We start from the raw sequence: 14,924 nt of genomic DNA, 5'->3' as shown, positions 1-14,924 counted from the left end.
ACTTGATTTTATGTATACTTTACTTTAGTGCTTTAAAGCGCAGCAATACAGGTAGGAGGTTACAAAATGAACGACAACAATGCTAAGCAGCTCATGCTGGGCAATAAGGCTGTTGCCCGCGGTCTCTACGAAGCCGGAGTCTGCTTTATTTCCAGTTATCCCGGAACCCCAAGTACTGAGGTTACTGAGGAAGCTGCTAAATATGATGAGATCTACTGTGAGTGGGCTCCCAATGAGAAGGTAGCCATGGAGTCAGCCTTTGGCGCATCCCTTGCAGGTCGCAGAAGCTTCTGTGCACAGAAACACGTTGGTCTTAACGTGGCTGCAGATCCCCTTTACACAATGTCTTACACCGGTGTAAATGCCGGAATGGTTATAGTTGTAGCTGATGATGCAGGAATGCATTCATCCCAGAACGAGCAGGATTCAAGGCATCACGCCATTGCTGCCAAGGTTCCCATGCTTGAGCCCTCAGACTCAGCAGAGGCCCTTGAGTTCACCAAGCTCGCCTACGAAATTTCTGAAAAGTATGACACTCCTGTACTACTTAAGATGTGCACAAGAGTTGCTCATTCCCAGTCACTGGTTGAAACAGGTGAACGTCAGGTTCCTGATTTCCCATATGAGAAGAATATTGGCAAGTACGTAATGATGCCGGGAAACGCCAAAAAGCGCCACCCCGTGGTTGAGGAGCGCACCAGAAAGCTTATCGAGTTTGCTGAAACCTCTTCTGTTAACCGCGTAGAGATGGGTGACACCAAGATCGGTATCATCACCGGTTCCACATCTTATCAGTATGTAAAGGAAGTTTTTGGTGACAGCGTATCTGTTCTTAAGCTTGGCATGACCAATCCTCTTCCTGAGAAGCTCATTAAGGACTTTGCTTCAAAAGTTGAAAAGCTCTTTGTTGTTGAGGAGCTTGATCCTATCATTGAGAATCACGTAAAGACTCTTGGTCTTGAGGTCACAGGAAAAGAGCTTCTGCCTGTATGTGATGAGTTCTCCCAAAATCTAATTGCAAAGCTCTTTGGAAAAGAGACTTCAGACTCCTTTGAACTTGATGAGGCAATTCCTAACAGACCTCCAGTAATGTGCGCAGGTTGTCCTCACAGAGGTTTGTTCTACACTCTTAAAAAGAACAACTGCACAGTTCTTGGTGATATCGGCTGCTACACACTTGGAGCCGTTCCTCCTCTTGGAGCAATCGAGATGACTCTTTGCATGGGAGCTTCCATCGGTGCTGTTCACGGCTTTAACAAAGTTCGTGGCAAGGAGAGCGAGAACAAGACTGTTGCTGTAATCGGCGATTCAACTTTCATGCACTCAGGTATGACAGGTCTTGCAAACGTTGCCTACAACCAGTCAAACTCAACCATCGTTATTGTAGATAACTCCATCACCGGTATGACAGGTCATCAGCAGAACCCTACAACAGGCTACAACATCAAGGGTGACCCTGCAGGAAAGATTGACCTTGAAGCTCTTTGCAAGGCAATGGGCTTTGACCGTGTGAGAGTTGTTGATCCATACAATCTTGAAGAGTGCGACAGAGTACTTAAGGAAGAGCTTGCAGTAGAGGCTCCTTCTGTTATCATCTCAAGACGTCCCTGTGCTCTTCTTAAATATGTTAAGCACAATCCTCCTCTGAACGTAAACAGAGACAAATGTGTTGGCTGTAAGAGCTGCATGAAGATCGGTTGTCCTGCTATCTCCATGAAGGATGGCAAGGCTGCAATCGACAACACACTTTGCGTAGGCTGCAACGTATGCAGTCAGCTTTGTCCTGTTGGTGCCTTTGTGTAGAGCACTTGGTGAGGTATTATCGAGCCTAGTGCGAACCAGTCACGTGCACTTAACGAGGTATTTTCGAGTTTAGTGCAGCGGGACAAGAAAAAAAGGAGAAGAAAAATGAACACTAAGAACATTATGATCGTGGGCGTTGGTGGACAGGGCTCACTTCTTGCAAGTAAACTTTTAGGTCATCTTCTCATGGCCCAGGGCTATGACGTAAAGGTATCAGAGGTACACGGCATGAGCCAGAGAGGTGGATCCGTTGTAACCTATGTAAGATACGGTGACAAGGTCTTTTCCCCTGTTATCGATAAGGGACAGGCTGATTACATCGTATCCTTCGAGATTCTTGAGGCCGCAAGATGGCTGCCCTTCCTTAAAAAGGATGGTCAGATCGTAACAAATACACAGCAGATAGATCCAATGCCTGTTATTACTGGTGCAGCCCAGTATCCGGAAAACCTGGTGGAGAAGCTCAAGGCCACAGGCGCAAAGGTAGACGCTCTTGATTGCCTTTCCCTGGCTGAGGAAGCAGGTTCAGCAAAAGCTGTTAACATCGTGCTTTTAGGAAGACTCTCCCACTACTTCGATCTTCCGGAGGATGCGTGGATGAAGTCCTTAGAGGCCAACGTCCCACCTAAGTTCCTGGAAATGAACAAGAAAGCATTTGAGCTGGGTAAGAACCACGCCTGATGTTTTGGGGATAAATGATCCGATTGGGAGGAGAAAAAAATGGAGCAATACTTTCAGCAGGAAATAGAATGCGCCTCTTATGAAAAGATAAGAGAGATCCAGTCAGAAAAGCTGGTAAAGCAGGTTAAACATGTATGGGACAATGTTCCCTACTACCGTAAAAAAATGGAAGACAAGGGCGTAAAGCCTGAGGATATCAAGTCAGTTGATGATCTTCATAAGCTTCCATTTCTTTCAAAGGCAGATCTTAGAGAAGCTTATCCTTATGGTCTTTTGGGAGTTCCCAAGGATCAGTGCGTAAGGATCCATTCCACTTCAGGAACCACAGGCAAAAGAGTCATCGCCTTTTATACTCAGCATGACCTGGACCTTTGGGAAGACTGCTGTGCCAGAGCCATCATGGCTGCCGGCGGAACCAAGGACGATGTTTGCCATATAGCTTACGGCTTTGGTCTTTTCACCGGAGGAGCGGGCTTAAACGGAGGTTCTCACAAGGTGGGCTGTCTTACAGTTCCCATCAGTTCCGGAAACACCGACAGACAGATCATGTTTATAAAAGACCTTTCAGCTACTATCCTGTGCTGTACCCCAAGTTATGCTGCATACCTTGGTGAGCGAATGCAGGAGCTGGGCTATGGTCCTGACGATATTCCTCTTAAGGCTGGTATCTTCGGAGCTGAGGCCTGGAGTGAGGAGATGCGCCAGTCAATCCAGAAGACAATGGGCATCAAAGCCTTTGATATCTATGGTCTCACAGAGCTTTCTGGTCCCGGTGTTGCCTTCGAGTGTTCAGCTCAAAACGGTATGCACATCAATGAGGACCACTTCATTGCAGAGATCATCGATCCTGAGACAGAGGAAGTCCTTCCTGAGGGAAGTCAGGGTGAGCTTGTTTTCACTGCCGTAGATAAAGAAGCTTTCCCAATGATCAGATATCGTACAAGAGACATCTGCACTCTCACAAGAGAGAAATGTTCCTGCGGAAGAACCCACGTCAGAATGGGTAAGCCTATGGGCAGATCCGACGACATGCTCATTATCCGTGGCGTAAATGTATTCCCAAGCGAAATAGAGACAGTTCTTTTGAACAATGGCTATGGCGCAAATTACCAGATTGTGGTTGACCGTGTAAACAATACAGATACCCTAGATGTTCAGGTTGAGATGACTCCTGAGATGTTCACCGATAACGTTGGTGAAATTGAGGAGCGTCAGAAGAAACTTATGGGCGACCTTAAGTCCATGCTTGGCATCAAGGCAAAGGTATCTCTCCTTGCACCTAAGTCCATTACAAGATCTGAAGGTAAAGCCGTTAGAGTCATCGATAAGAGAAAGATCTGAACGATATAGGGATGCAAAGTATCAAAAGACTGTGCTTGCACAAGGATTTTTGATACCTTGCAGACCGAACGAACATAAGGAAAAAAGATATGCGAGTTTATGAGCATATCGATTTCCGAATGTTCGTAGGATTGCGAGAACGCAGTGGAGCAATCCGGATATCGTTCATATGTTTAAATAATCAACTAAACAAAAGGAGGAAAACATGAGCGTACAGCAGATATCCGTCTTTCTTGAAAATAAGCCCGGAACCCTAAAAAAGATGACAGGTGTTCTGGCAGCACATTCTATTGATCTAAGAGCCACATCCCTGGCTGAGACCAAGGATTTCGGCATTGCGAGACTTATAGTTGATGACGCCTTAAGTGCCATCAATACCCTTAAGGAGAACGACTTCGTGGCAAGCCTCACACCGGTTCTTGCCATTGAGATCTCTGACGAAGCAGGAGGCCTTGATAAGCTTCTTGATAAGTTCACCGACGAGTCAGTAAACATCGAGTACATGTATGCCTTCTCCGGCAGCAAGACTGCCAATAACGCCTACATGATCTTCCGTGTAGCTGACACCAAGGCTGCAGAGGCGCGCCTTACAAGCGCCGGTGTAAAGATCCTAACCCAGGAAGAGATCGCAGCAATTTAATGACAACAAACAACAAGGGGACGCTCATGGCGTCCCCTTGTTTATCGTTTCGTAGGTATGATAATATCTACCACTGTTCCTTCGCCTGGCTTTGATGTTACGTGAAGCTCCGCATCCTCCATAACTTTAAGCCTGTCTCGTACATTCTTAATACCGATCTGGCTGCTGCCATCGGAATCATCCCTGTAGTATTCGTTCATGTCAAATCCAATTCCGTTATCAGTAACCTGAACCTTTACGTAGCCATTTCCTCTTTCTGTGCTGACGCGGATCAGACCCTTGTGATTCGCAGGAAGGACACTGATTCCATGCCTTATGGCGTTCTCCACGATAGGCTGAACAGTAAGGGCAGGAAGTTCAAAGTCTGTGGTGTCTATATCAAATTCCACCTCAAATCTGTCCCTGTACTTGAACCTTTCTATAGCCAGGAATACTCTGGTATGTTCAAGCTCTCGTCCGAAGGGAACAAGGCCTTCCATATCAATGGACTGAATGTTCTCTCTAAGGTAATTCTCAAGATGCACTATTAGCTCTTTTGCCAAAGCAGGATCTTTGTCACAGAGGTTGTAAACTGAATTAAGAGCATCATAAAGGAACTCCGGACGGATCTGTGAAAGAGCAATCCTGGTCCTCATGTCCTGCAGCTCACTATCCTGTTTACTTATGTGTTTCTGCTGCCCCACCAGGATATTAGTGTTATCGTAAATCGCCTGGAAGAAAATGAAGAGAGCGCAGGCAAAGCATGTCAGATTCGAAAGAGAATAGCCATATATGAATAACTGAACAACTCCTGCCAGTGTAGGAAGCAGAACAAAGCTAAGAAGAGCCATCAACCTGTACAAAGAAAGCTGGTTACGCTTGCTAAGAAGGTAACCGAGCGCAACAATACTATTGATAAAAGCAATAGCTGAAATCAATGGAAATCCATTACCACGCTGATAGAGATTTGTGGCAGGATCAATGGAATAGATAAAACCTGTAAACTGGGATATTACAATCAGAGCTATGTTTGTCCAGGAAAAGCCGGATATCACAAACAAGATCCTATAATCCTTTTCTTTTTCCCGCATAGAAACAATGACATAGTGTACATAGAAAACCTGCAAAAGAGCTACGGCTATATAACTGATCATATTGGAGACAAAAACCACCCAATAAGCAAGCTGTCCCTGAATACCTCTGTAGTACCATGCGAAGGCATCAAAAAACAGCATGACTGCCACAACTGCCTCCAGATAAGCAAGTGCTCTGTACTGTTTCTTGATGACTGACTTTCCAAGAACCAGATATGCAGTGGCGATCAGGCAAAAGATAGCCCCTATAAGTTCGAAATCAGCAAAGAAGAATTTCAGTTCCACTTCTGTACCCCTCTAAGATACGCATAACACTTGACTCTATTATATCAGAAAACTTCGCAGACGTACTTCGGAGTTTCCATGAAAACAATTTACTTCTTGACTTAAAAGCTTTAAAGCGTTAAAGTATTAAAAGAATGTATTTTGTTGGAGGGTAATAATATGTTAATCAAAGCACTACTTCTTGTGGTTTTCTTTGCTGTCATGCTGACAATCGGCTTTATCTGCAGAAAGAACTCCACTAATGTAAATGGCTTCGTCCTTGGCGGAAGAAGCGTTGGTCCATGGGTTTCAGCTTTTGCTTACGGAACCTCTTATTTCTCAGCAGTTATCTTCGTTGGATATGCCGGACAGTTCGGATGGAAATACGGCATCGCATCTACATGGGTTGGAATCGGAAATGCTCTTATCGGTTCACTTCTGGCCTGGGTTATTCTTGGAAGAAGAACAAGGATCATGACACAGCATCTTGATTCAGCTACAATGCCTCAGTTCTTCGCATCAAGGTTTGGCGGAAAATCTCTTAAGATTGCAGCCTCAATCATTACTTTCATCTTCCTGATCCCTTATACAGCATCACTTTATAACGGATTATCAAGACTGTTTGGTATGGCATTTAATATCGACTATTCAATCTGCGTTATAGTAATGGCTGTTCTTACAGGTATTTACGTTATCGCAGGTGGCTACATGGCTACAGCCATCAACGATTTCATTCAGGGAATCATCATGCTCGTGGGTATCTGTGCAGTTGTTTTATCTGTACTGGGCAGCCAGGGCGGATTCCTTGCTTCTTTAGACGGTCTTGCAAGAATAAGCGATGAAACGGTATCAACTACTCCCGGTGTCTTCGCTTCCTTCTTTGGTCCTGATCCTCTTAATCTCCTGGGCGTTGTAATCCTTACATCCCTTGGAACCTGGGGACTTCCTCAGATGGTTCAGAAATTCTACGCCATCAAGAGTGAGAAGGCAATTTCAAAGGGAACTATCGTATCTACCTTCTTTGCCTTTGTTGTAGCTGGAGGATGCTACTTCCTTGGAGGCTTCGGAAGACTCTTTTCAGACAAGATCGATATCGCTGCCAACGGCTATGACTCAGTAGTTCCTACAATGCTCTCAGGACTTCCTGATATTCTTATTGCAGTTGTTGTGGTACTGGTTCTTTCAGCTTCTATGTCAACACTTTCATCACTGGTTCTTACCAGCAGCTCTACTCTTACACTGGACCTTCTTAAGGGTCACGTTGTAAAAGACATGGATGACAAGAAGCAGCTCTTTATCATGAGAGTACTGATCGTTGTATTCGTTGCAATTTCCGTTGTTATCGCCATCATCCAGTACAGGCAGAACGTAACCTTTATCGCTCAGCTCATGGGTGTTTCATGGGGCGCTCTCGCAGGTGCTTTCCTTGCACCATTCCTGTTTGGTCTTTACTGGAAGGGCACCACAAAGGCTGCTGTATGGGTTAACTTCGTGTTCTCAACAGTTGTCATGCTGGCTAACATGCTTGTAAGACCAAGCTTCCCTGCACTTTTACAGTCACCTATCAATGCCGGTGCATTCTGTATGCTTGCAGGACTTATCATCGTTCCTGTGATATCTCTCTTCACAAAAAAGCCAGACAAGGACCTTGTGGAATCAGCCTTCGCCTGCTACAACAAAGAGGTTATGGTACATCAGAGCACATCCCTTTCTGATGAAGATGTGGCCTGATAACACACATAAACGAATCCATATACAAAGGCTCTCGCAACCAAGCGGGAGCCTTTTTTTCATAAAAGAAATTCATATTATCTGACAGTAAAGGAAAGCATTGTTATATCATCAAACTGAGGAGCATCAGCTACAAATCCCCTGATGGAATCAAGGACATGGCCTACAGTCTCTTCATTTGAAAGACCACTTTTTTCATTGAGGCATTCAAGGAGTCTCTCAGGCGAATACTGAGCTTCTGCCACATCTGCTGCCTCCGGCACTCCGTCCGTGTAGACAAAAAGCTCATCTCCGGAGTTAAAAGCTACTGAGAACTCTGTAAGATCCATGTCATCCATTATTCCAAGGGGCGTGTCATGGGATTTGATGTCAAATTCAAATCTGCCTCCTGCCCTTCTAATGGCGCAGTCCTCATGGCCTGCGTTGCATTCCCTCATGGTCTTTGTTGATATCTCATATATTCCCATCCACACCGTGGCAAACATCATCTCAGGATTATTGGCGCAGATAACTGTATTAGCAGCCTTAAGTATCTCAGCAGGGCCCATTCCCTTTTTGGAATTCATCCTTATCTGGGAGATCACCAGCACCATGAAAAGAGCTGCCGGCATTCCTTTACCGGATACGTCTCCCACTACCATTGCCAGGTGATCATCATCTATAAGAAAATAGTCGTAGAGATCACCGCCGACACCCTTGGCGGGAGTCATGCTACCAAATATAGAAAATGCCTTGTGATCATCTATCGCCGGATCTGCGGTGGGAAGCATACCTTTTTGGATCTGAGAAGCAGCACTTAGTTCTGCTGCCTGGCGCTCCTTTTCTGCCGTCACAGTCTTAAGCTTGATAATGGATTCCTTAATTGAGGCCTCCATGTCATGGCAGGTATTCCAAAGAACACCGAGCTCATCATTTCTTACATCAACAGGGATCGTAAAGCTTTGCTCTTCTTCACTGTCCAGGTTCATCATATCCCTGGCTCCATAACAGTTTGCCGCTTGGGTAATCTCAGTTATTGGATTGATGATCCTCTTTTGGAACATACGAAGTGACACAACCGAAAATACCACAAGAAGAAGCACTATCAGCGGCACATACAACAATAAAAACCTGATCCTTGAATCAAAAGTATCCCTAAGTCTCGAGCTGATCTTGATAAGCCCTATAATGCCACCGTTCTTATCCGTAACTGCTTTAAAAATAGTATTCTCATAACTTCCATCATCATTTTTTTCCACTATCCTTGTGGCTTCACCCTTTAGAAGGCGGTCCAATTCTCTTTTCCTGAAGCTTATTCCATCCCCCTCTTTGACATCATCATCAAAAGCCACGACTATAGCTGTTCCTTTCAATGACTTATCATCAAAGGCGTACAATACCAGGTCCGTAAGCCTGGCGTCCTGATAAACCTGCAAAAGAACTTTACGAGTGCGTTCCTTATTCTCCGGATCCTTAGCATTCTCAGAAAACGCATCAAGGCAAAGTGCCTCCAACTTGTCTTTTCCCACAAGCTCGATAGCAGCCTCAGCGCTCTTTAACATCTCAGTCTTGTAGATGCGCTTTACTGAGCGCATGTAAAGAGCCATACTGACGCCAGCTATAACAAAGCTCATCAGTATGGTTCCGCAGATTATCATGGACAGCAGCCATTTCACAAGAGATTTATCTTTACTCATTATTTCTTTTTCCAGGACCAGCTCTTTTGATCGAAGTATCCCGGAAGATAATGGGATTTAAGGATCTTATCTCTATCAGCCTGTCCCTCAGGTGATCGCCATTTTAAAAGAGCCTTTTCCAACGTAATTACATGTTCTGCCATATTGCTCAGAGTTTCTTTATACTCATCGCTATCAAGCAGTTTTTCTATGTACTGATTTATGGCAGCAGCATCCTTCGGAAGGGACTTGTCAGCCAGGTCTGTCAGTACTGCAACCTTTGCGCGGTAGTTCTCCAGTACCTGCTGATCTTCTAAGAGGGCGTTATAAGTTGTAGAATCCACTTCAGCGAAAAGCGGAACCATTATTGCATCGCCCTGTCTATTGGTCATAGTCTGGGCAGCAGTTCCATTAAGTTCCCTGTGAAGGTCATAGACTCTTTGCTTAAAGACCTTACATTCCTCCTCTCCAGCCTCTTTATCAACAATAAAGGGTAAAGATCTGCAGGCCAGTTCTGACGTTATAGTTCTGGGCTTGGCTTTTGTTTCCGCCAGATCAATCAGGACGTCTTCAGTATAATAGGTTTCAGGCTGCTGACCCTCATAGTTCTCAACTGCCTCTCTCCTTGCTTCTTCTGTGTATCTGGCCTCTTCATAGCCCGGTATTTCAGGCAAAGGCTGTCCTGCCAGTCTCTGCTTCAGGACCTCTTTGGCAGAAACTCCTCTTCCAAATCCCTTTGATTTCTTCTGTTTAATAACACTTTCCAGGTACTGCTTTGCAAGCGTATCCGATGTTCTTTCCATTCTCATTTCAAGCTCCTGAACAGAAAAACCATCAAAATCCTTTGCAGCCAGAAGGGCAAAGAAAGGCGACTGAATAAGCAGTGCCCTGTTCTCATAATCAACCAGTATCTCTTTTATGAACTCCGCCTTAATTCTCAGGGCTTCAAAATCATCAGGCAGCCTGAAATCAGGATTTTTCTTTTTTTCCGCTTCCATGTCCTCAAGCATGGTCACGCAATGAGAATAGTATCTCAGGGTTGCAAATCTGCTGGCAAATGACTTCTTGCCCTTACCCATTGCAAAAGACTCGTTGGTCTTATACTCAAACTGCGTAAAGTCCAGATCATTAAGCTTATCAAGCACTCTGTTATAGAAAGAGAATCTGGATTTATTCTTAAACAGGTCAGACAGTTCCAGAGAACCCTTTTGCATGTAAAGGAGCCTGTCATCATCTGACATCTCTTCCCCAACTGCCACCGAATACATGGCCATATCCTTTGCCATCTCTCCGGCTCTGTCATTTTCCTCCAGTTTCTGATCGCTGTTAGCCTGATGGAAGAATGTTACTATTCCGCCCACAAAGCCGTACCTGTCCAGCGCAGCGTTATCCTTCATGGAAATGAGCATATCTTCACCAAGGGCATAGTTTCTTCCATGCTCCAGCACATAATCCAAAGATGCTTCTCTGGTCAGGATGTAGCCATTCATCTGAGTAGCCATCTCTGCCTGAAGAGCTGCCTTTTCTTCAAATTTCTTTCCTCTCTTGGTCCTTTGGGATTTACCAAGGGTATTCATGCCAAATATTTCGGCGGTCTTGTCCAGTTCTTGCTCAAATGCCTTCTGACCCGGAACCCGCCTCTGGGCCAGCCATGTGGATCCCTCCTGAAGCTTCTGGGTCTTTTCAAGGAGTCTCTCACCAAAGGTATCTGCAGCTGCTTTTCTTCTAAGGCTCGCTATGTTAGCATCTACCTGCTGCACATGGTTTTGGTAGGCAAGCTCTGCATCATCAATGCCATTCCATTGTTTCTGCGCCATTGCGATGGTGTCTTTGGCTATATCTGATTCTCTGAAATTACTTGAATATTTGAAGGGATTTTCCCATTCCTTTATATCCAGATCATGACCGATTGACATAACTTTACTCCCTCCTATACCAGCATCCTGATTCCACTAACAACATTTCCTTCGTTAATAAGCTTGTCTTCAGATCCCACAATGCTCTTAACAAACTTCTCCATGCCAGCATCCATGGTCACCAGCAAAAGATCATTGTCTTCGTAGGACTCTTTTTCAACAACATCCTTAAATGCCCTGAAAAGATCCACCAGCTGCATGGGGTCCTTAGTGAAGTTCACAAGATAAAGAACCGAGATCTCGCTCCTGCTCTTCTGGCTGAAAATGCATGCCATGGGAGCATCCTTCTCCAGATTTATGGTCACAAGAGAAAGGGGATCAAACAGTGAGCTGTCCCCCACAATTGAAGGATCCAGCTTCTCTTTTGCCATGGCCTTTCTCAGGATTTGCTGCTCATGCCTGTTAAGACTTCCAAGGGTAAGTACCTTATTCTTTGAGGGAGTCTTTAAAAGTTTTTCAAGGGACTTGGAATTCAAAAGAGCTTCAACCGGTATTCTCCAGGAAATCCCGTCTCTAAAGAGCCTGAATTTCTTCGCCTCAAAAAACTGATGGAGCTCCGCAGACTTTTCGGGATAATTAGTATGAAGAGCAACAGCTCCCGTTCCCTGTATCTCTTTTAAGAAATCCTCTATCAGGGCTGTTCCAATACCTCGCCTTCTATATTCGGGATCTACATAGATGTAGTCCAGCATAAGGGCATCTCCCAGATCATTATATAAAGCCACGCCAACAGCCTTGTCGTCCTCTATGGCTCCGATGGCTACCCTGTAGTCTGTCACATTCACTGTCGCAGAAGGCATCAGTGGTAAAAAAGCCTCCACATTTTCAAATCCTATTCCGGTAAGCTCCATGGAAAACCTCCCTCGTTTTTATCAAAATTTTATTAACAATTACTCTATTTTTCATTGTACCATTAATTTGATTTAAAAGAAAAAGCCATGGAGACGCTTTGATCAATCTCCATGGCTTCCATATTTTCTTTGTTTTTCCTTTATCCCAAAACTTTCTTCAGGGTCTGTCTTACAGCTCCGGGGCCCTTAACAAGCTCTGCAAAGTAGTCAATGACAAGGTCTGAAAGACCGGCCTCTTCAAGGTCAACACCAAAAATAGTAGCATCCTTGAGAAGAGGAAGTACTGCTGCCTTTAACTTGTCCTTGTCAGTCTCTCCAAGGCTTATACCGGACACGAAGCCCTTAGCTTTCTCAAGAAGTGGATCTGGGCTTGGCTCGAAGGCCTTACCCTCGTCGTTTACAGCCATGAGGTAACGAAGCCATCCGGCGTGAACGAGAGGAATGCACTTAAGGCTCTCTACATCCAGAGAATCTGATGCCAAGTAGGCCTTGATGGTCTCACCAAATCTGATGGGGAGCTTCTGTGAGGTGTCGCAGGCAATACGCTGTGGTGTGTCAGGCATGAACACATTAGGAATCCTGACATTAACTACAGTGTCGATAAACTCCTTTGGTTTGATTACGCCGGGATCTGTAACTACAGGAAGTCCTTCCACGTAGCCAATCTCATTTACAAGCTTAACAAGCTCTGCATCCTTCATCTCATCAGAGATCTTCTCGTACCCAAGAACGCAGCCGTATACAGCCAGAGCTGTGTGAAGAGGGTTAAGGCAGGTGCACACCTTCATTCTCTCAACCTTGTCCACAGTCTCTTTATCAGTAAAGATAACGCCAACCTTCTCAAGGGCAGGTCTTCCGTTAGGGAACTTGTCCTCGATAACAAGGTACTCGCTCTCCTCAGCGTTTACAAAAGGTGCAACCCAGGTCTTCATGGATGTAACCACAGGCTCCAGCTCCTCAACTCCGTCCTTCTTAAGGATCTCATTCACTGAATCATCTGGTCTTGGTGTGATCTTATCAATCATTGACCAGGGGAAACTTACCTTGCTCTCATCATCGATATATGCAAGGAAGCCAGAATCTGCCTTGCCATTCTCAGTCCATTTCTTGGCAAAAGAACTAACGGCTGCATATAGTTTATCTCCGTTATGGGAGCAGTTGTCGGTGCTGACCATGGCGATCTTCTTCTGGCCGGCTTTGTATCTTGCATATAATAAAGCAGACACCTTTCCGATATAGCTCTTTGGAGCCTCAGGGCCGTTTTCAAAATCCTCAGCAACAGCAGGAAGAGTCTCACCTGCAGCGTTTACAAGACTATAGCCCTTTTCTGTAATAGTGAAGGTTGCAAGCTGAAGGGAATCTGCTTCAAAGATCTCCTTAAGTCTTCCAAACTCATCAGCCCTTGCAGAATCAAGAATGCAGGACTCGGCGATGCTTGAGATCACTGACTTTTCTACTGATCCGTCAGCCTTAAGTGTAACTAGAATTGAAAGGTTGTCGTGAGGTCTGTACATCTTTTCAATAATCTCATAGTCAAAGCCCTCAACTACTGTAAGTCCCTTTGTAGCTTCACCCATCTCCAGCATTCTCTGGGACAGGTTTGCCTGGAACGCCCTGAAGATGTTTCCTGCGCCAAAGTGAACCCACTGAGGCGCTGCTACAGTTTCTTTTATCATTTTCTCTCTGTCGTAGGAAGGAACGAAAAAGCCCTTCTCCTTCCAGGTGTTATCTGTATAGACGCTATTTGAATTAAGTTTCATTGTTGTTCTCCCCTATTATGCGAAAGTTCTCTCGTGACTCTTTTCTATTGCTTCCCAAAGTCCGTTGATATATGCTGCGCCAAGGGCTCTGTCGTAAAGGCCGTAACCTGGCATTGCAACTTCACCCCAGATCATTCTTCCGTGGTCAGGGCGGATAGGTCCATCAAAGCCTGTCTCGTACAAAGCTCTTACGATCTCGTACATATCAAAAGTTCCATCTGATGAAAGATGTGCAGCCTCTTCAAAGTTTGTAGGAGAAATGAATTTAAGATTTCTTACGTGAGCAAAGTGGATCCTGCCTTCAAGTGCTCTGATCATATGAGGAAGATCATTCTCAAGACTTGTTCCGTAGGAACCGGAGCAGAAGGTAACACCGTTATGAACGTCATCCACTGCCTTCATAAGCTTTAAGATATTCTTTTCATTGTTGATGATCCTTGGAAGTCCAAATACAGACCAAGCAGGATCATCAGGATGGATAGCCATCTTGATGTCATATTTATTACATACGGGCATGATTGCCTTAAGGAAGTAAACAATGTTCTCAAAGAGCTTGTCCTCGTCAACATCCTTATATATCTCAAAAAGCTCTTTTACATGAGCCATTCTCTCAGGCTCCCAGCCTGGCATTACAGTACCGTTCATCTCACCTGAGATTGATTCAAACATCTTCGCAGGATCGATTGCATCAATAGCTTCCTGAGTGTAAGCAAGAACTGTTGAACCGTCCTCTCTCTTCCTTGCCAGCTCTGATCTTGTCCAGTCAAAGACAGGCATGAAGTTGTAGCATACCATGTGGATGTCTTCCTTACCAAGATTTTCCAGAGTGTCAATGTAGTTCTGAATGTGCTCGTCTCTATCCTTTGTGGCAGCCTTGATGGCATCAGATACGTTAACTGACTCGATACCTGCAATATGCATTTTCTCAGCAGCTACATCTGCCTTAAGGGCCTTGATCTCCTCCTGTGTCCAGAGTTCTCCAGCCTGCTTGTTGTAAAGAGTTGTGATAACTCCTGTAACCCCGGGGATCTGTCTGATCTGCCAAAGCTTAACTGTGTCGTACTCTTTGCCGTACCAGCGAAGTGTCATTTCCATAAAAAATCATCCTCCATTTTCGTAAGCGAATTTCAATCACTGAATATACCTTACTTTTTTGGAGGATGATTTTGAATAGAATATTTTGTTGCTTACATTGCAAAAGTTGCTGTC

At 44.8% G+C, this 14,924-nt stretch carries 11 protein-coding genes; 5 read left to right on the top strand and 6 right to left on the bottom strand.

The annotated features are described in order from the left end of the window. The first annotated feature begins 66 nt into the window (after positions 1–66). The 4 genes from iorA (at position 67) to BO18_RS11115 (ending at position 4,465) form a co-directional block, all read left to right on the top strand. Positions 67–1,803 carry an indolepyruvate ferredoxin oxidoreductase subunit alpha gene (iorA, locus tag BO18_RS11130; protein ID WP_034446254.1) on the top strand — a complete coding sequence of 579 codons (1,737 nt, stop codon included), beginning with the start codon at positions 67–69 and terminating at the stop codon, positions 1,801–1,803. Between the two features lie 105 nt (positions 1,804–1,908). After that, the gene (locus BO18_RS11125) at positions 1,909–2,484 is read left to right on the top strand and encodes an indolepyruvate oxidoreductase subunit beta (protein WP_034446253.1); all 576 of its coding nucleotides are present in this window, start codon (positions 1,909–1,911) and stop codon (positions 2,482–2,484) included. Between the two features lie 39 nt (positions 2,485–2,523). Then, positions 2,524–3,825 carry a phenylacetate--CoA ligase family protein gene (locus BO18_RS11120; RefSeq protein WP_034446250.1) on the top strand — a complete coding sequence of 434 codons (1,302 nt, stop codon included), beginning with the start codon at positions 2,524–2,526 and terminating at the stop codon, positions 3,823–3,825. Between the two features lie 205 nt (positions 3,826–4,030). Continuing rightward, the gene (locus tag BO18_RS11115; RefSeq protein ID WP_034446248.1) at positions 4,031–4,465 is read left to right on the top strand and encodes an acetolactate synthase; all 435 of its coding nucleotides are present in this window, start codon (positions 4,031–4,033) and stop codon (positions 4,463–4,465) included. Positions 4,466–4,506: 41 nt separating this feature from the next. Here the strand turns inward: BO18_RS11115 and BO18_RS32695 are convergent, their stop codons facing one another. After that, positions 4,507–5,823, bottom strand: a complete 1,317-nt coding sequence (locus BO18_RS32695) for a sensor histidine kinase (RefSeq protein ID WP_051688662.1) — start codon at positions 5,821–5,823, stop codon at positions 4,507–4,509. 159 nt (positions 5,824–5,982) lie between these two features. Between BO18_RS32695 and BO18_RS11105 the strand changes: the two genes are divergently transcribed. Beyond that, positions 5,983–7,533: a sodium:solute symporter family protein gene (locus BO18_RS11105; protein WP_034446247.1), complete on the top strand. Its 1,551-nt coding sequence runs from the start codon at positions 5,983–5,985 to the stop codon at positions 7,531–7,533. 77 nt (positions 7,534–7,610) lie between these two features. On the opposite strand, the gene BO18_RS11100 is transcribed toward BO18_RS11105, so the two are convergent. From BO18_RS11100 to uxuA, 5 genes are all read right to left on the bottom strand, one after another. Continuing rightward, a complete protein-coding gene (locus BO18_RS11100) occupies positions 7,611–9,209 on the bottom strand; it encodes a PP2C family protein-serine/threonine phosphatase (protein ID WP_034446245.1) in 1,599 nt (532 codons plus the stop codon). Continuing rightward, entirely contained in the window at positions 9,209–11,104 is a 1,896-nt protein-coding gene (locus BO18_RS11095; RefSeq protein WP_034446243.1) for a hypothetical protein, read from the bottom strand. Before BO18_RS11095 ends, BO18_RS11100 begins: the two co-directional genes overlap by 1 nt. A 14-nt stretch (positions 11,105–11,118) precedes the next feature. Then, positions 11,119–11,955: a GNAT family N-acetyltransferase gene (locus tag BO18_RS11090; RefSeq protein WP_034446241.1), complete on the bottom strand. Its 837-nt coding sequence runs from the start codon at positions 11,953–11,955 to the stop codon at positions 11,119–11,121. Positions 11,956–12,095: 140 nt separating this feature from the next. Further along, the gene (locus tag BO18_RS11085) at positions 12,096–13,715 is read right to left on the bottom strand and encodes a mannitol dehydrogenase family protein (RefSeq protein WP_034446240.1); all 1,620 of its coding nucleotides are present in this window, start codon (positions 13,713–13,715) and stop codon (positions 12,096–12,098) included. A 15-nt stretch (positions 13,716–13,730) separates the two neighbouring features. Beyond that, positions 13,731–14,810 (bottom strand): mannonate dehydratase, encoded by a 1,080-nt coding sequence (gene uxuA / locus BO18_RS11080; protein ID WP_034446239.1) that lies wholly within the window; start codon positions 14,808–14,810, stop codon positions 13,731–13,733. Between the last annotated feature and the right edge of the window lie 114 nt (positions 14,811–14,924).

Source organism: Butyrivibrio sp. AE2032 (assembly GCF_000702965.1).
Note: the sequence above shows the minus strand (reverse complement) of the source record. Positions and strands in the feature narration are given on the sequence as shown.

What these genes read in the sequence shown, in the direction of transcription:
- iorA (WP_034446254.1), top strand. Translation starts at nt 67, where the DNA reads ATGAACGACAACAATGCTAAGCAGCTCATGCTGGGCAATAAGGCTGTT.
- BO18_RS11125 (WP_034446253.1), top strand. Translation starts at nt 1,909, where the DNA reads ATGAACACTAAGAACATTATGATCGTGGGCGTTGGTGGACAGGGCTCA.
- BO18_RS11120 (WP_034446250.1), top strand. Translation starts at nt 2,524, where the DNA reads ATGGAGCAATACTTTCAGCAGGAAATAGAATGCGCCTCTTATGAAAAG.
- BO18_RS11115 (WP_034446248.1), top strand. Translation starts at nt 4,031, where the DNA reads ATGAGCGTACAGCAGATATCCGTCTTTCTTGAAAATAAGCCCGGAACC.
- BO18_RS11105 (WP_034446247.1), top strand. Translation starts at nt 5,983, where the DNA reads ATGTTAATCAAAGCACTACTTCTTGTGGTTTTCTTTGCTGTCATGCTG.
- BO18_RS11100 (WP_034446245.1), bottom strand. Translation starts at nt 9,209, where the DNA reads ATGAGTAAAGATAAATCTCTTGTGAAATGGCTGCTGTCCATGATAATC.
- BO18_RS11095 (WP_034446243.1), bottom strand. Translation starts at nt 11,104, where the DNA reads ATGTCAATCGGTCATGATCTGGATATAAAGGAATGGGAAAATCCCTTC.
- BO18_RS11090 (WP_034446241.1), bottom strand. Translation starts at nt 11,955, where the DNA reads ATGGAGCTTACCGGAATAGGATTTGAAAATGTGGAGGCTTTTTTACCA.
- BO18_RS11085 (WP_034446240.1), bottom strand. Translation starts at nt 13,715, where the DNA reads ATGAAACTTAATTCAAATAGCGTCTATACAGATAACACCTGGAAGGAG.
- uxuA (WP_034446239.1), bottom strand. Translation starts at nt 14,810, where the DNA reads ATGGAAATGACACTTCGCTGGTACGGCAAAGAGTACGACACAGTTAAG.